At 74.3% G+C, this 15,118-nt stretch carries 17 protein-coding genes; 14 read left to right on the top strand and 3 right to left on the bottom strand.

Features of this window, described 5'->3' with window-relative positions; genetic code table 11:
* Nucleotides 1-174: 174 nt before the first annotated feature.
* Together ACFVVX_RS29660 and ACFVVX_RS29665 are read right to left on the bottom strand one after the other, a co-directional pair.
* Complete coding sequence (locus ACFVVX_RS29660; RefSeq protein ID WP_387950012.1) at nt 175-414, bottom strand: hypothetical protein; 240 nt, start codon at nt 412-414, stop codon at nt 175-177.
* Nucleotides 411-755, bottom strand: coding sequence for an ArsR/SmtB family transcription factor (locus tag ACFVVX_RS29665; RefSeq protein ID WP_387950077.1), 345 nt, complete (start codon nt 753-755; stop codon nt 411-413). The genes ACFVVX_RS29660 and ACFVVX_RS29665 overlap by 4 nt, the downstream gene beginning before the upstream one ends.
* 179 nt (nt 756-934) lie before the next feature.
* Here ACFVVX_RS29665 and ACFVVX_RS29670 point away from each other — a divergent pair, with 179 nt between their 5' ends.
* The 10 genes from ACFVVX_RS29670 to ACFVVX_RS29715 all read left to right on the top strand — a co-directional run bounded on the left by ACFVVX_RS29670 (nt 935) and on the right by ACFVVX_RS29715 (nt 9,520).
* Nucleotides 935-1,195: an acyl carrier protein gene (locus ACFVVX_RS29670; RefSeq protein WP_387950014.1), complete on the top strand. Its 261-nt coding sequence runs from the start codon at nt 935-937 to the stop codon at nt 1,193-1,195.
* A 138-nt stretch (nt 1,196-1,333) separates the two neighbouring features.
* Nucleotides 1,334-2,572, top strand: coding sequence for a beta-ketoacyl-[acyl-carrier-protein] synthase family protein (locus tag ACFVVX_RS29675; RefSeq protein WP_387950016.1), 1,239 nt, complete (start codon nt 1,334-1,336; stop codon nt 2,570-2,572).
* Nucleotides 2,569-3,357, top strand: coding sequence for an alpha/beta fold hydrolase (locus ACFVVX_RS29680; protein WP_387950018.1), 789 nt, complete (start codon nt 2,569-2,571; stop codon nt 3,355-3,357). The genes ACFVVX_RS29675 and ACFVVX_RS29680 overlap by 4 nt, the downstream gene beginning before the upstream one ends.
* Nucleotides 3,354-4,316, top strand: a complete 963-nt coding sequence (locus tag ACFVVX_RS29685) for a hypothetical protein (RefSeq protein ID WP_387950020.1) — start codon at nt 3,354-3,356, stop codon at nt 4,314-4,316. The genes ACFVVX_RS29680 and ACFVVX_RS29685 overlap by 4 nt, the downstream gene beginning before the upstream one ends.
* On the top strand, nt 4,313-5,482 hold the full coding sequence (locus ACFVVX_RS29690) for a beta-ketoacyl synthase N-terminal-like domain-containing protein (protein WP_387950021.1): 1,170 nt from the start codon (nt 4,313-4,315) through the stop codon (nt 5,480-5,482). The genes ACFVVX_RS29685 and ACFVVX_RS29690 overlap by 4 nt, the downstream gene beginning before the upstream one ends.
* 145 nt (nt 5,483-5,627) lie before the next feature.
* Nucleotides 5,628-6,032 carry a hypothetical protein gene (locus ACFVVX_RS29695; protein ID WP_387950023.1) on the top strand — a complete coding sequence of 135 codons (405 nt, stop codon included), beginning with the start codon at nt 5,628-5,630 and terminating at the stop codon, nt 6,030-6,032.
* Entirely contained in the window at nt 6,029-6,589 is a 561-nt protein-coding gene (locus ACFVVX_RS29700; RefSeq protein WP_387950025.1) for a 3-hydroxyacyl-ACP dehydratase FabZ family protein, read from the top strand. The genes ACFVVX_RS29695 and ACFVVX_RS29700 overlap by 4 nt, the downstream gene beginning before the upstream one ends.
* Nucleotides 6,589-7,335, top strand: a complete 747-nt coding sequence (gene fabG / locus ACFVVX_RS29705) for a 3-oxoacyl-ACP reductase FabG (protein WP_387950026.1) — start codon at nt 6,589-6,591, stop codon at nt 7,333-7,335. The genes ACFVVX_RS29700 and fabG overlap by 1 nt, the downstream gene beginning before the upstream one ends.
* A complete protein-coding gene (locus tag ACFVVX_RS29710; protein WP_387950027.1) occupies nt 7,332-8,045 on the top strand; it encodes a 2-hydroxychromene-2-carboxylate isomerase in 714 nt (237 codons plus the stop codon). Before fabG ends, ACFVVX_RS29710 begins: the two co-directional genes overlap by 4 nt.
* 137 nt (nt 8,046-8,182) lie before the next feature.
* A complete protein-coding gene (locus ACFVVX_RS29715; RefSeq protein WP_387950029.1) occupies nt 8,183-9,520 on the top strand; it encodes a class II 3-deoxy-7-phosphoheptulonate synthase in 1,338 nt (445 codons plus the stop codon).
* Here ACFVVX_RS29715 and ACFVVX_RS29720 read toward each other — a convergent pair.
* A complete protein-coding gene (locus ACFVVX_RS29720) occupies nt 9,465-10,259 on the bottom strand; it encodes an aspartate/glutamate racemase family protein (RefSeq protein ID WP_387950031.1) in 795 nt (264 codons plus the stop codon). The genes ACFVVX_RS29715 and ACFVVX_RS29720 overlap by 56 nt on opposite strands.
* Before the next feature lie 285 nt (nt 10,260-10,544).
* Between ACFVVX_RS29720 and ACFVVX_RS29725 the strand changes: the two genes are divergently transcribed.
* The 4 genes from ACFVVX_RS29725 to ACFVVX_RS29740 all read left to right on the top strand — a co-directional run bounded on the left by ACFVVX_RS29725 (nt 10,545) and on the right by ACFVVX_RS29740 (nt 15,118).
* Nucleotides 10,545-11,294: a DUF4097 domain-containing protein gene (locus ACFVVX_RS29725; protein ID WP_387950033.1), complete on the top strand. Its 750-nt coding sequence runs from the start codon at nt 10,545-10,547 to the stop codon at nt 11,292-11,294.
* Between the two features lie 182 nt (nt 11,295-11,476).
* Nucleotides 11,477-12,406 carry a 3-oxoacyl-[acyl-carrier-protein] synthase III C-terminal domain-containing protein gene (locus tag ACFVVX_RS29730; protein WP_387950035.1) on the top strand — a complete coding sequence of 310 codons (930 nt, stop codon included), beginning with the start codon at nt 11,477-11,479 and terminating at the stop codon, nt 12,404-12,406.
* Nucleotide 12,407: 1 nt separating this feature from the next.
* Nucleotides 12,408-13,823 carry a hypothetical protein gene (locus ACFVVX_RS29735; RefSeq protein ID WP_387950037.1) on the top strand — a complete coding sequence of 472 codons (1,416 nt, stop codon included), beginning with the start codon at nt 12,408-12,410 and terminating at the stop codon, nt 13,821-13,823.
* Nucleotides 13,820-15,118, top strand: a complete 1,299-nt coding sequence (locus ACFVVX_RS29740; RefSeq protein WP_387950039.1) for a type III PLP-dependent enzyme — start codon at nt 13,820-13,822, stop codon at nt 15,116-15,118. Before ACFVVX_RS29735 ends, ACFVVX_RS29740 begins: the two co-directional genes overlap by 4 nt.

Genomic DNA, 15,118 nt, shown 5'->3' on the forward strand with positions numbered 1-15,118 from the left:
CTCCGGGCGGGCCGGCGGCACCCCGGTGGGGGAGCCGCCGGCTGAGCGGGGGGCGGGAGGCCGGGCGGCCGGTTCACCGGGCCGGGTCGACGGCCGTTCTCCGGGGTTCGGCGGCGGTGCGCAGCGGGCGCCGTGGCCGGCGGGCCGGTCGAAGGGGGCGTGCGGGTGCCGCGGTCATCTCTCGTCGACGCTGCGCAGCAGCTGTTCGACGGCGGCGACCCGGCCGGTCAGCTCCTGCAGTTCGCCGAGCAGCAGCCGCTGGTCGGCGGCGGCCTCCTCGGCGAGCTTGCGGTAGCCGGCCATCGCCACCGCGTCGGCCCGGTGCCGTTGCAGGGCGAAGTAGGCGACCGTGCTCAGGCTGATCCCGCCGATGACGATCAGGGTGATGACGATGGCGATGATCCCGCCACTCATGCGGTGGTTCCCTTCTCTCCCGCGTCGCTTGCGGCCCGTTCGGCCGCCGCGGCGTCCTCGCGCAGGGCGGTGAGGACGGTGTCGACCGTGACATGGATGTGGAACGGCGTCAGTTCGAAGAACTTCATCGCCTTGCCGCCGTCCGAGAGCTCCAGCGCCCCGACGACCAGTCCGGCCGCCTCCAGCCGCTCCAGGTGCATGTAGAGCAGCGGCCGCGACAGGCCCAGCCGACGGGCGAGCTCACTCACGTGCACCCGTCCCCGGGCCAGCTCCCCGATGATCCGCAGCCGCTGGGTGTGCCCGACGGCGGCCAGCAGCACCAACAGCTCCGCGCTGCTCAGAACGCTCACCCCCCGTGTACCGCATGCAAGTTCACACTGACAGGTGCAAACCGGCGACGTCAAGCGGACCGGCTTTGAACTGATCGTCCGTCAATCACCGTCAGCTGCACGTCAGTTCTCCGTCAGCGCGGCCGAGAAGAATTCAGACCACCTGTGGCACACACTCACCGGGAGGCGCCATGCCCAGCACCGTCGTCATCACCGCCGAACAGCGCGTCCAGATCAAGGAGATCGTCTGCGACATCCTCGAACTGGAGGCCGACGAGGTGACCGACACCAGCCGCTTCAAGGAGGACCACAACGCCGACTCGCTGGGCGCCATCGAGATCCTCTCCTCGCTGGAGCGGACCTTCGGGATCGAGATCGACCAGGCCGAGCTGATCCGGATGGTCAGTCTGGACGGCGTGGTCGATGTCGTCCAGGAGAGCCTCGCCAAGTAGCCGGCCGGGCCGGGCTCCGGGTCAGGCTCCGGGTCGGGCCGGGTCACACCGGGTCAGGCCCGGTCCCCCTACGGAACGCCGGTCCACCCCGGAACGCCAGCGCACGGAACGCGCGTGCGCAGAACGGAGGCAACAGTGGTGAGCAGCGAGCATCCCGGTCCGCGCCGGGTCGTCATCACCGGGCTGGGCGCGGTCACCAGCATCGGCACCGGGCCGGCGGAGTTCCTCGCGGGCCTGCGCACCGGCCGCAGCGGCGTCAAGCCGATCACGTCCTTCGACACCACCGGCTACGCCCACGCGAACGGCTGCGAGATCGACGACTTCGACCCGGCCGACTGGCTGGAGCAGCTCGATCCGGAGGAGCTCGGCCGGGCCGGCCAGTTCTCGGTGGCCGCCGCCCGGATGGCGGTGTCCGACGCCGGGATGGACCTGGCGGAGCTGCGGCTCCGCCGGGTCCTGGTCTCGGTCGGCACCACCGACGGCGAGTCGCGCGACCTCGACGAACTGATGGAGCGTCAACTCGCCGACGGACCGCAGGAGCTGCCCCCTGCGGTGGCCCGTCGCTCGACGGCCGGGCTGCTCTCCAGCAGCGTGGTCCGGGAGCTGGTGCTCACCGACGTGCAGGCCGTCACCATCCCGACCGCCTGCGCGGCCGGCAACTACGCCATCGGCTCCGGCTTCGACGCGATCCGCTCCGGCGAGGCGGACGTGGCCCTGTCCGGCGGCGCCGACGCCGTCTGCCGCAAGACCTTCACCGGCTTCTACCGGCTCGGCACCATCGCGCCCGAGCTGAGCCAGCCCTTCGACATCGACCGCAAGGGCATCCTGACCGGCGAGGGCGCCGGAATCCTGTTCATGGAGAGCCTGGACTCGGCGCTGGCGCGCGGAGCCCGGATCTACGCCGAGGTGCTCGGCTACGCGCTGAACTGCGACGCCCACCACCCGGTGGCGCCCGACCGGGACAGCCTCGCCGCCTGCATCGAACTCGCCCACCGCAACGCCGGGGTGAAGCCCGAGGACATCGACTTCATCTCCGCGCACGGCACCGGCACGAAGGCGAACGACGTGACCGAGGCGGGCGCGATCCGCCAGGTCTTCCCGGTGCCGCCGCCGACCGTCTCCATCAAGTCCATGCTCGGGCACACCATGGGCGCGGCCAGCGCCCTGGCCTCGGCCGCCTGCGCGCTGGCGATCACCGAGGGATTCATCCCGCCGACCATCAACCACCGCGAGACCGACCCGGAGTGCGGGCTGGACCCGGTCCCCAACGTCGCGCGCACCGCCGAGGTCCGCATCGTGCAGAACAACGCGCTCGCCTTCGCCGGCAACAACGCCGTGCTGATCCTCGGCGCCTACGGACCGCGCGCCGCCGAATGAACACGGTGACGCCGCGGCTGCGCCGCCCGGCGGCCGGCACCGCCGCCGGCCCGCTCCGGGTCCTGCTGCTGCACGGGCTCGGCGGCAGGCCCTCGGTGTGGCACCCGCTGATCGAACGGGCGGGCGAGGAGCTGGAGTTGTGGGACGCCGAGCTGCCCTGGCAGGCGATGTCCGGCAGCGAGGGCTGGGGTCTGAACCCGGACCCGGCGCGGTTCCTGGTCGAGCTGGTGGACGGGCGCTTCGACGCGGTGGTCGCCCACTCCTACGCGGCCAACCTGCTCACCGAGGCCACCGCGCTCGGCCGGATCGCACCCCGGCCGACCGTCCTGGTCAGCCCCTTCTACCGGTCCAGCGTCCGGGACTTCGACTGGTCGGTGATCTCCTACTACCTCAACGACTTCCACCGGGTCTTCGAGGAGGCGCTGGAGGTCGGCGAGACCGGCCGGTTCGCCAAGGCCCACCGGGACTGGATGGCGCGGCGGCTGCGCGACCAGATCGGCCCCTACGGCTGGATGAGGTTCTTCGAGACCTATCTGCGCACGCCCACCCTCGACCTGGGCGCGGTCCGCAGTCCGCTGCTGGTGCTCTCCGGCGAGCGGGACACCGCGGCCCGGCCCGCCGACGGGCGGGCCCTGGCGGCCGCGGTACCGGGAGCGCGCTTCGAACTCCTGCCCGGCTGCGGCCACTTCCCGATGGTCGAGCTCCCGGACCGGACCGCCCGGCTGGTCGAGGACTTCCTGCGGGCCGCCGCCGTACCCACCCACCCACCACTGGAGCTGTCATGAGCATCAACGCCACCATGGCGCAGGACACCACCCGGCTGGAGCTCCGCCCGCGCTACGAGGGCTCGAACATCTGCACCTGGATCGGCTTCAAGCACGTCAACTACATGGTGGAGGAGGCCGTTCTCGACCACCTGCGCCAGCGCGGCCTCCCGGCGGGCCGGCTCTACGAGCGCCACGGCCTGGGCGTCGACATCACCGACCTGGACACCAAGATCCTCACCGCCTTCCACATCGACGACCTGGCCACCGCGACCGTGCGCCGCCTCCCGGACAGCGGCGGAGCGCTGCGCCTCGGCGTCGAACTCACCGTCGAGCGCGGCGGCGAGACGGTCAAGGCGGTGGCCGCCAAGGTCGCCGTCCAGCTCCGGCTCGACCCGCGCGGCCACGCCGTCGAGCCGCCGCCCGCCGAACTCGCCGGGTTCGTCACCGAGCGGCTCGGCGCCGGGGCCACGGCCGTCCCCGTCCCGGCGGACGCCGACCCGCTGGAGGTGCTGACGGCCGGGCAGAACGCCTTCGGCTGGGCCTGGCGGATGCCGTACTTCTACTGCCACTTCACCGAGCGGGTCCAGATGTCCGGCTACCTGCGGCAGTTGGAGGAGATCGTCGACCTCTTCCTGGAGGACCGCGGCGTCTCCATCAAGACCCTGCTGGACGAGCAGGACTGGATCCCCGTCGTCCCGCACTCCCGGATCACCCTGCTGGACGAGGCGCGGATGGAGGAGACCCTCTACACCGTCTACACGGTCGAGAGCGTCTTCAAGCGCCTCACCTACACCTCCCGGATGGACGCCTACGTGCTGCGCGACGGCGTCCTGGTGCCCACCGCCACCGGTCGGATCACCCACGGCTGGGCGGTGATCGAGAACCGCCGCGACTGGAGCCTGGTGGACTTCGACGACCGGCTGACCGACGCCCTCACCGGCAAGGCGGGCCGGGGCGTGGGCCGGGGATCCGCATGACCGCCGCCCAGGCACCGGCCACCACGGCCACCACGGCCGACCCGCCCGCCCTCGCCGAGGCGCCGGTGCGCGCCCGGCCCGCGGCGGAGGACCGCGCCGCCACCGAGCTGGTCTTCTCCGCCTGGTCCGCGCTCTCCCCGTTCGGCACCGGCGCCGAGGCCTTCCGCGCCGGAGTGCGCGCCGCCGAGAGCGCCGTCGCCGCCCTGGACCAGGAGCAGTACCCCGGCCCGTACCGGCAGGGCGGTCTCGTCCCCGGCTTCACCGCCGCCGGCGCCCTCGGCCGGAAGGGCACCCGGAGCATGGACCGGGTGACCGCGCTCGCCGTCGCCACCTTCGGCCGACTGCTCGACGGTTGCGGCCCGGCCCTGCTGGCCCGCCCGGACCGGGTCGGCCTGGTCCTCGGCACCGGCTCCGGAAGCGTCCAGAGCATCATGGACTTCACCCGGGACTCGCTCACCGGCGACCGCCCCTACCTGGTCGACCCGGCCCGCTTCCCGAACACCGTGATGAACCGGGCGGCCGGCCAGAGCGCCATCTGGCACGGCATCAAGGGCCCCAACAGCACCATCGCGGGCGGCTCGCTCACCGGGCTGCTCGCCCTCGGCTACGCCGCCCGGCTCTACCGCGGCGGCCACTGCGACCGGGTGCTCTGCGGCGCCGCCGAGGAGTACTCCGTCCAGCGCGCCTGGCTGGAGTGGCACGCCGCCGGGGAGGGCCACCGACCACCGCTCGGCGAGGGCGGCGTGGCCTGGCTGCTGGAACCCGCCGAGGAGGCCCGCGCCGCCGGCCGCCCCGCCCCGGCCCGGCTGCTCGGCACCCGCTTCCGCGCCTACCACCGGCCCGAGGAGGCCGGCCCGGCCCTCACCGCCTGCGTCCGCGCCGCGCTCGCCGACGCCGGGGCCGCCGCCGCGGACGTCCGCCTGGTCGCCCCGCTCGGCGCCGACGGCGAGGAGGAGGCCCTGCGCGCGGCGCTGCCCGCGGGCGCGCAGCCGGCCTGGATCCGCTGCCGACCGCTGCTCGGCGACACCTCGGCGGCCGCGACCGGCCTCCAGCTGGCGGCCGTGCTGGCCGCCGCCGACGAGGGCGGGCTGCCGCCCGGCGCCACGGCCCTGGTCACCGCCATCGACCGGGACGGCACGGTCGGCTGCGCCCTGCTGGGCGGCTGAGGCCGGACCGCCCCGCCCGAACGCGGCCGCTCACCGGGCCGGCCCGCGGGCCGGCCGACCTGACCGGCCGGCCGACCTGACCGGCCGGCCGACCCGACCGGCCCGCAGGACCGAGAGGCCCGCAGAACCGAGAGGACAGAGCACGATGCCCGACCAGACTCCGGCCGCCGCCCCCGGCAGCCGCACCCTCCGGGGCACCGTCACCGTCGCCCCGGACGACCCGTTCCTCGCCGGCCACTACCCGGGCTTCCCCCTGGTGCCCGGCCTGCGGCTGGTGCAGTACGTCCACGACCTGGTGGCCGAGGCGGTGAACCCGGCCGACCCGGCCGACCCCGCCGACCCCGCCGACCCGGCGCAACCGAACGGCGGGAACGAGCGGCTGGAGCTGAAGCGCGCCCGCTTCCTCAGCCCGGTCCGACCCGGCGAGGAACTGCTGATCGAGGCACGGGTCGAGCCCCACGCGGACGGCGTCCGGGTCACCGCGCGGGTGGCCGCCGACACCCGCCCCGCCGCCGAGATCACCCTCCTCTACCCGGGGGAGGCGGCATGACCGGCATCGCCCGCATCACCTCGCTGATCCCGCACCGCCGCCCCGCGCTGCTGGTGGACCGGGTCGTCGAGGTCGAGCCGGGCAAACGCCTGGTCACCCACAAGGCCGTCACCCTCGCCGAGCCGGGCTACCGGGCCGTCCCCGACCATGCCCCCGACCGCGCGTACGCCTATCCGCTGGACCTGCTGCTGGAGTCCTGGGCCCAGTCGGCGGTGCTGCTGGCCTGCTGGGAGCAGCCCAACGCCGACGTCCGGGCGGGCCGGGTGGTGCTGCTGGCGGGCGTGCGCGGCGCCCGGGTGCTGGCTCCCGTCCACCCCGGCTGCGTCCTGGTGCACGAGGTCCACCTGGTCCGCGACGTCGGTGACGCCGTGATCACCACCGGGACCACCACCGTGGACGGCCGGCCCGTCCTGGAGATCGGCCAGCTCACCCTGGCCCTGCGCGGCGCCGAACTGCTGACCGGCGCCGAGCCACTGACCGGTGCCGAGTCACTGACCGGCGCCGAGCTGCCGACCGGCGCGGGCGCCTCCGCGCCGACTACCGACGAGAGGTCCTGATGTCCGAAGCGAAGCGGCCCGTGGCCCTGGTGACCGGGGGCTCCCGGGGCATCGGGCGCAGCGTGGTCACCAGGCTCGCCGCAGACGGCTACGACGTGGCGTTCTGCTACCAGTCCCGGCACGAGGCGGCGGAGGCGACGGCGCTCGCGGCCAAGGCCGCCGGCGCGGCGGTGCTGGCCCGCCGGGTGGACGTGTCGAACCAGGCCGAGGCGGAGCAGTTCGTCCGCGCCGCCGAGCGCGAGCTGGGCCCCGTCCACGCGGTGGTCTCCTCGGCCGGCATCGTCCGCGACAACCCGCTGGTGCTGCTCGGCGAGCAGGCCTGGCAGGACGTGCTGCGGACCAACCTCGACGGCACCTACAACATCTGCCGCGCCGCGGTGTTCGCGATGATGAAGCGGAGGGCCGGCACCCTGGTGACGATGTCCTCGGTGGCCGGGGTGTACGGCAACGCGACCCAGACCAACTACTCGGCCTCCAAGGCGGGGATCATCGGCTTCTCGAAGGCGCTGGCCAAGGAGGTCGCGCCGCGCGGGATCCGGGTCAACTCGGTGGCCCCGGGCTTCATCGAGACCGACATGACCTCCGGCCTGACCGGTGCGTCCGGCGGCGAACTGGCCGCGCGGATCCCGCTGGGCCGGCTCGGCCGCCCCGAGGAGGTCGCCGACCTGGTCTCCTTCCTGGTCTCCGAGCGGGCCTCCTACATCACCGGCCAGGTCTTCGGCGTCGACGGCGGGCTGGTGCTGTGAGCCGGGCCGCCAGGACCCCGAGGTTCTACTTCTCGCTGCGCAGCCCGTACTCCTGGCTGGCCTACCGCGAGCTCGTCGACGAACACCCGGAGCTCGCCGCGGCGGTGGAGTGGCGGCCGTTCTTCGAGCCGGACCCGGACAGCGAGCGGCGGCTGACCGCACTCGGCGGGGTGTTCCCGTACGCGGCGATGACCCGGGCCAAGCACCTGTACATCCTCCAGGACGTGGCCCGGCTCGCCGAGCGGCGCGGCCTGGCGCTGCGCTGGCCGGTGGACCGCGCACCGGTCTGGGAGGTCCCGCACCTGGCGTACCTGGTGGCGCGGCGCGAGGGGTGCGGGGCGCAGTTCGTGGCGGCCGCCTACCGCACCCGCTGGGAGGAGGGCCGGGACATCTGCGACCGCGCGGTGGTCGCCGATCTGGGCGCCGGGCTCGGCCTCGACCCGGCGGAGCTGGCGGGCGCGGCCGACGACCCGGGGCTCCGCGAACAGGGCGCCCGGCTGCTGCTGGACGTCTGCCGGGACGGCGTGTTCGGCGTCCCGTTCTTCGTGCACGGCTTCAGCCGCTTCTGGGGCCTGGACCGGCTGCCCGACTTCGCCGCCCACCTGCGGGAGCAGCGCGCACCCGAGCAGGGGTTGCCGGAACCGGCCGGCGCCGTCGTCGGCCTCGGCCCCAGGGCCGTCGACGACGGGCACGCCGGCGGCTGCGGCTGACCGCACCGGTCCGAGGCCCTCGGCGCCGCCGTGGGCCTCGACTCCGCCACGACCGCACCGTACCGAGGCGCCGCACCACGCCCGGCTGCGCCACCACCCCGCGAGGCTGCCACCACCCCGAGACCAGGGAGTCAGCGATGAGCGACGACACCAGCGGACCCGCCCAGCCGTGGCGCGCCCGCCCGGCCGCCCAGCAGCCCGACTGGCCCGACCGGGAGGCGCTGCGCGAAGTCACCGGGTGGCTGGGCACGGCGCCGCCCCTGGTCTTCGCCGCCGAGTGCGACCGGCTGCGGGCCCGGCTGGCCGCGGTGGCCCGGGGCGAGGCGGTCCTGCTGCACGGCGGGGACTGCACCGAGACCTTCGCCCGCACCGGTGTCGAGGCGATCCACGGCACCCTGCGAACCCTGCTGCAGATGGCCGTGGTGCTCACCCACGCCACCGCGCTGCCGGTGGTCAAGGTGGGCCGGATGGCGGGCCAGTACACCGGACCGGACTCGCCCCCGGTCGAGCGGCGCGGCGCCGTCGAGCTGCCCGCCCACCGCGGCGACGCGGTCAACGGCGCCGAGTTCACCGCCGGGGCCCGCCGCCCCGACCCGGCCCGGCTGCGGCGGACGTACGAGGCCTCCGCGATGACCCTCAACCTGGTACGGGCGCTCACCACGGGTGGCTTCGCCGACCTGCGCCAGGTGCACGCCTGGAACTCCGGTTTCGTGGCCGGCTCCCGGGCGGGGGAGCGCTACGAGGCGCTCGCCGACGAGATCGGCCGCAGCCTGGCCTTCATGCGGGCCTGCGGGGTGGACACCCGGGAGCTGGGCACGGCGGAGTTCTTCGTCGGCCACGAGGGCCTGCTGCTGGACTACGAGGAGCCGCTGACCCGGTCCGAGCCGGCCGGCGGCCGCCGCTACGCGACCAGCGGCCATCTGCTGCGTCTCGGCGAGCGGACCAGTGCGCTGGACGGCGCGCACGTCGAGTACTTCGCGCGGATCGCCAACCCGATCGCCGTCGAGCTCGGCCCGACGGCCGCACCGGACACCGTCCTCGGCCTGATCGACCGGCTCGACCCGGAGCGCGAGCCCGGCCGGCTGACCTTCGTGGTGCGCGCGGGCGCCGAGCGGGTCGGGGACGTGCTGCCGCCGCTGATCGAGAAGGTGACGGCGGAGGGCGCCCGGGTCTGCTGGGTGAGCGACCCGATGCACGGCAACACCTTCGTCGCGCCGAGCGGCCACCGGACCCGTCGGCTCGACGCGATCCTGGCGGAGGTCCGCGGCTTCGTCGAGGTCCACCGGGCGCTCGGCACCCACCCGGGCGGCGTCCACGTCGAACTGTCCGGAGACGACGTCACCGAGTGCGTCGGCGGCGGCAACGAGGTCCGCGCGGAGGACCTGGGCCACCGGTACGAGACGGCCTGCGACCCCCGGCTCAACCACGCGCAGTCCCTGGACCTGGCCTTCCAGCTCGCCGAGCTGTACCGCTGAGCCGCGCCCGGCCGGCCGGCGCCGCCCCGGGCCGGTACAGCTCGGCGACGCAGGCGCGGGAGAGCGCGGCCAGGCTGGAGACCATCAGCTCCGGCGGCAGCGCGGCCTGCTGGTAGGCGAGCGGCAGTTCGGTGCAGGCCGCCAGGACGGGCAGCGGCCGCTGCCGCCAGAGCCGGTGGACGGCCGTGCGCAGGTCGTGCGCCGCCGCCTCGGGACGGCGGGCCTTGACCTGGACGGCCGCCGTGTGGACGAGCCGCTGGGTCTCGCCGTCGGGCAGGTGCAGCGGGTAGCCGCGGGCCGCCGCCCGCTCCTGGTAGAGGCCGCTGGCGAGGGTCCCGGTGGTGGCGGTCAGCCAGCCGCCGCCGGGGCTCAGCCGGACCGCGGCGTCCAGGGTGGCGTCCACGATGTCCACCACCGGCACGGGCGAGGCGGCGGTGAAGGCCGCCAGGAAGACGTGCGCCGTGTTGCAGGGCACGGCCAGCAGGTCCGCGCCCCAGTCGGCCAGGGTCCACAGGCCGGCCCGGATCCGCCGGCCCGCCTCCCCGTCGCCGGTGAGGATCGCGGTGCTCCGGTCGGGGATGCCCGGGTCGGACAGCATCACGACCCTCGGGTGCTGCTGGTCCTCGACGGCCGGCGCGTCGGCGGCGAGCAGTCGGAGGAACTCCGCCGTCGCCGCGGGCCCCATGCCCCCGAGCACGCCGAGCGTCCGGGCGGGGGCGGGTGTCGTCACCGCTGTCATGGGTCGACTCTCCCCGGGCGGGCTGACAACGGACTGACATTCGACTGACGGATCGTCAGGGTGGTTGTCCTCAGGGGGGAATGGGGGGTTACCCCCATGGCCGGTGCGCTTGCCCCGGGGATACCGTCGGTGGGTATGGCCCCGGCAAGGGGCCGTCACCAGCGACTTCTTGAGATGTGGGGTACAGCCATGCGGGTTACGGCAGCTCGGACCACGGAGGCGGGGGCCGTCGCGGCGGGGGCCACGGCGGCGGAGGGCGGGGCTTCGGAGGCCACGGTGCCGGGGGTGGCGCCGGCGGCGCGGGGTGCGGGCGCGAACCGCCGGCACCGGTACGTCGGGGCCCTGGTGCTCGCCGGGATCGCCGCCGGGGGGCTCAGCGCCTGCACGCCGGGGACGAACGCGCAGGACGACGCCGAGGTGTCCGAGAAGATCACCTCGGTGCGCCTGGACAGCAGTTCCGGCGGTGTCACGATCAACGGCCGGGAGGGCGCGGGGAAGATCTCCGTGCACCGCTCGATCGACTACCAGGACGACCGGCCCGGCACCACCACCCGGGTGGAGAACGGCGTGCTGGTGCTGGGCGGCTGCGGACAGCACTGCTCGGTCAACTACACCCTGGAGGTCCCGGCCGGGCTGCCGGTCGACGGCCAGACCTCCTCCGGCGCGGTCAGCCTCTCCCGGGTCGGCCCGGTCAAGGTCACCACCCACTCCGGCGGCATCACCCTGGACACCGTCGCCGGACCGGTCGAGGTGCAGACCACCAACGGCGCCATCAGGGGCACCGGCCTGAACGGCGACCGCATCCAGGCGCAGACCAGCAACGGCCAGATCGACCTCACCCCCGCCAGGGCCCAGGACGTCCGGGCCAAGACCTCCAACGGCGCGATCTCGCTGACCGTCCCGGCCGGCAGCTACAAGGTCGCCGCGCAGACCAACAACGGCCGCAAGGAGATCGGCATCACCGACGACCCGTCCGGCCGCTACCACTTGGACCTGACCACCTCCAACGGCCGCATCACCGTCAAGAACGCCTGACCGACACGCCTGACCGCAACGTCTGACCGCAACGTCTGACCGCGACGCCCGGCCGAAACGCCGGAGCGCCGAACGCCCGGCGCCGGAAGGGGTCCCGGCACCGGTCAGCACGCTGTCAGCACCCTGTCAGCGTGCTCGGCGAGATTTGAGGGGCTTCGACTTCCATCCGAGGAGGCCCCGGCGTGACCTCGCTAGCAGCGGTGTCGAGTTACCTGCCACCGACCATCCCCGTCGAACAGCTGCGGGAGCCCCTGGGGCTGACGGACCAACAGGTGCGCCGGTTCACCCGGCTGTACGGGCTGGACCGGATCTGCCAGGCGCCCGCGCAGTCCGAGGCCGAGCTGCTGACCGCCGCGGCGGAGAAGCTGGAGGCCCTCGCCGGACAGGAGGACCGGGTCCGCTACGTGGTGCGCGCCAAGGGGCTGCGCACCACCGCGCCGTACCCCGTCAGCCCGCTCCAGCAGGTCCGCGAGGCGCTCGGCCTGCACCGGGCCACGGTGTTCTCGGTGGCCGACCACGGCTGCGCCACCGGCCTGCTGGCCGTCGACGCGGCCGGCACCCTGCTCGCCGCCGACGGCGACCCGGACGCACTCGCCCTGGTCCTCGCCGGCGACAAGACCTTCACCCCGTTCTCCCAGTGGGTGGAGGACGTCTCGATCATGGGCGAGGGCGTCAGCGCCGTCCTGGTCGGCGCCGGCGGCGACCGCGACCGGGTGCTCGGCTACCACGCCCGCATCCACGGCCGCGAGGACGGCGTCATCGACCTCGACCCGGAGGGCGCGCGTGACGCCAAGCGGATCTACCAGGACGCCATGGCCGAGGTCGTCCTCGGCGCGCTCGACCGGGCCGGGCTCGGCATCGCCGACCTCGACCTGGTCCTGCCGCACAACGTCAACCGGGTCTCCTGGACGGTCGCCGCCGCCCACCTGGGCATCCCCCGGGACCGCATCTTCCTGGAGAACATCGCGCGCACCGGCCACTGTTTCTGTGCGGACCCCTTCATCAACTACCAGTCCGCGCGAGAGCTCGGCCTGCTCCGGCCGGGGGACAGGTACCTGATGACCTCCGCCGGACTCGGCCAGTCCTTCGCCGCCATGGTCCTGGAGCACTGAGGTGGGCGCCAGGACGGACGGACCCGCCCCGGAGTTCCCCCGGCGGCTGGCCGCCGCGCTGACCGGCACCCCGGACACCCCGCTGGTCCTGCTCGGCAACTTCGAGGTCGAGCAGCAGTGGGCCCGCGGCGAGCACACCCTGCCGCGCTTCTCGGCCGCCGCGTCCAGCGCGGTGGTCAACCACATGGACCAGTTCGCCCTGCTGCTCGCGGGCGGCGGCGACCACGTGGTGCTCAAGGCCCGCCCGGACGAGGACTACCTCGGCTACCTCGCCGGCCTCGGCCTGGGGCTGCCGCGGATCCACGTCGTCGCCCGCCAGGAGCCGGACCGCACCGTCACCGAGGACGCCCTCGCCGACCCGGCCCTGCTCGCCGCCCTGGCCGGCCCCGCCGCCGACGGCGCCCGGCTCACCGCGCACGGCGTCTGCGAGCTGGAGGAACGCCTCGCCGACCGTGCCGGGCTGCCGCTGGCCGCCCCCTCCGCCGCCGTCTGCAAGGCTGTCAACAGCAAGGTCTACAGCCGCCGGATCGCCGACGAGCTCGGACTGCGCCAGCCGCGCGGCCGGGCCTGCGAGACGCTCGCCGAGCTCGCCGCGGCCTTCGAGGCGGCCGTCGCCGGCCCCCGGCCCAGCGTGGTCAAGGAGGCGTTCGGCGTCTCCGGCAAGGGCATCGCCCGGCTGGCCGGCCAGCGCCGCGCCGCGCGCATCCTGGGTGTGGTCGCCCAGCAGGCCGAACGCGCCGGGGGTGACCGGGTGGCGTTCGTGGTCGAGGAGTGGGTCGACAAGCGCGCCGACCTCAACTACCAGTTCACCGTGGACCGCGGCGGCGCCGTCCGGTTCGACTTCGTCAAGGAGCAGCTCACCGAGGACGGCGTCCACAAGGGCCACAAGATGCCCCCGGACCTCACCACCGCCCAACTGGACGAACTCGCCAGGACCGGGGAGCTGCTGGGCAAGCGGCTCGCCGCCGACGGCTACTTCGGCGTGGTCGGCGTCGACGCCATGGTCGACCCGGACGGCGGGCTCTACCCGGTCGTGGAGATCAACGCCCGCCACAACATGTCCACCTACCAGGTCCGCCTGGAGGAGCACCTCGTCGCCCCCGGCCGGGTCGCGGTGGCCTGCCACTACCCGCTGCGGCTGGACCGGCCGCTGCCCTTCGCCGAGATCCGCGCACTGCTCGGCAATCTGCTGCTCGACCGGCCCGGCGGCCGCGGGCTGCTGGTGAACAACCACGCCACCGTCAACGCGGCCTTCTCCGCCGCGGACAACCCTGCCGCGGGCAACCCCGCCGCGGACACCCCCGTCGAGGGCCGGCTGTACGGGATCCTCGTCGCCGACTCGGCGGCGGAACTGAAGGCCATCGACGCGGAGATCACCGTCCGGCTGGACGGGCGGAGCCAAGGGAGCAGGCCATGAGCGAGACCTTCGAGATCCAGGGCACGCCCGTCACCGAACTGGCGCAGGCCTACGGCACCCCGTTCTTCCTCTACGACGGGGACGCACTGGAGGGGCGCCTGCGCGAGCTGCGCGAGCTCCTCGACCCCCGGCTGCAGATCTTCTTCTCGCTCAAGGCCAACCCGAACGCGGCGATCTGCGCCCTGCTGCACGCCCACGGCGCGCGGGCCGAGGTCTCCTCGCTCACCGAGCTGCGCACCGCCCGGCTGGCGGGCGTCACCGGCCCGGACATCATCTTCCTCGGGCCGGGCAAGAGCCGCGCCGAACTCGCCGCCTGCCTGGACGAACAGATCGCCGCGATCGTCTGCGAGTCCCTCCAGGAGCTGGCGCTGATCGACGAACTGGCGGCCGAGCGCGGGGTGCGCGCGCCGGTCGCCCTGCGGGTCAACCCCGCCTTCTCGGTCAAGGGCTCCGGCCTGACCATGGGCGGCAAACCGCGCCAGTTCGGCATCGACGAGGCACAGCTGTTCGCCGACCCCGGCCTCGCCGGGCGCTTCCCGCACGTGCGGCTGATGGGCGTACAGGTCTACATGGGCACCCGGATCCTCAGCGAGAAGGCCATCGCCGAGAACACCGAGCGGATCTTCGAGCTCGCCGACCGGCTGTCGGCCGCGCTCGGCTTCGAGGCCGAACTGGTCGACGTCGGCGGCGGCCTGGGCGTCGCCTACTTCGACGGCGAGCGGGACCTCGACCTTCCGGACCTCGCCGCCCGGCTCAACCCGCTGATCGCCGCCTTCGCCGACCGCCACCCGCGCACCCGCCTGGTGATGGAGCTCGGCCGCTACCTCACCGCCCCGGCCGGCACCTACGTGGTCCGGGTGCGCTACGTGAAGACCTCCCTCGGCGAGCGGTTCGCCGTCACCGACGGCGGCACCCACCACCACATGGCGGCCGTCGGCATCGGCTCCTTCGCCAAGCGCAACTTCCCGATGGGCCTGCTCAACCGGTCCGGCGCCGGGGACACCCCCGAGGACTGGAACATCACCGGTCCGCTCTGCACGCCCAACGACACCCTGGCCAAGAAGGCCCAGCTCCCGCCGCTGCGCCAGGGCGACCTGATCGGCATCCAGCGCTCCGGCGCGTACGGGCCGACCGCCTCACCCGTGCACTTCCTCGGCCACGGCTACCCGGCCGAGGTGCTGATGCTCGACGGGCACCCGCACCTGATCCGCGAGCCCGACCGCCCCGAGGACCTGCTGGACCGCCAGCGGCCGCTGCCGCCCGAGGCGTTGAAGCGGCCGACCGACCTCCGCTGA

Origin of the sequence: Kitasatospora sp. NPDC058170 (assembly GCF_042883905.1) — a bacterium.
Classification (GTDB): Bacteria; Actinomycetota; Actinomycetes; order Streptomycetales; family Streptomycetaceae; genus Kitasatospora.

Bases quoted from the DNA above. Each gene is read 5' to 3' on its own strand.
- ACFVVX_RS29660 (WP_387950012.1), bottom strand. From the start codon at position 414: ATGAGTGGCGGGATCATCGCCATCGTCATCACCCTGATCGTCATCGGC.
- ACFVVX_RS29715 (WP_387950029.1), top strand. From the start codon at position 8,183: ATGAGCGACGACACCAGCGGACCCGCCCAGCCGTGGCGCGCCCGCCCG.
- ACFVVX_RS29700 (WP_387950025.1), top strand. From the start codon at position 6,029: ATGACCGGCATCGCCCGCATCACCTCGCTGATCCCGCACCGCCGCCCC.
- ACFVVX_RS29670 (WP_387950014.1), top strand. From the start codon at position 935: ATGCCCAGCACCGTCGTCATCACCGCCGAACAGCGCGTCCAGATCAAG.
- ACFVVX_RS29720 (WP_387950031.1), bottom strand. From the start codon at position 10,259: ATGACAGCGGTGACGACACCCGCCCCCGCCCGGACGCTCGGCGTGCTC.
- ACFVVX_RS29690 (WP_387950021.1), top strand. From the start codon at position 4,313: ATGACCGCCGCCCAGGCACCGGCCACCACGGCCACCACGGCCGACCCG.
- ACFVVX_RS29740 (WP_387950039.1), top strand. From the start codon at position 13,820: ATGAGCGAGACCTTCGAGATCCAGGGCACGCCCGTCACCGAACTGGCG.
- ACFVVX_RS29695 (WP_387950023.1), top strand. From the start codon at position 5,628: ATGCCCGACCAGACTCCGGCCGCCGCCCCCGGCAGCCGCACCCTCCGG.
- ACFVVX_RS29680 (WP_387950018.1), top strand. From the start codon at position 2,569: ATGAACACGGTGACGCCGCGGCTGCGCCGCCCGGCGGCCGGCACCGCC.
- ACFVVX_RS29685 (WP_387950020.1), top strand. From the start codon at position 3,354: ATGAGCATCAACGCCACCATGGCGCAGGACACCACCCGGCTGGAGCTC.
- fabG (WP_387950026.1), top strand. From the start codon at position 6,589: ATGTCCGAAGCGAAGCGGCCCGTGGCCCTGGTGACCGGGGGCTCCCGG.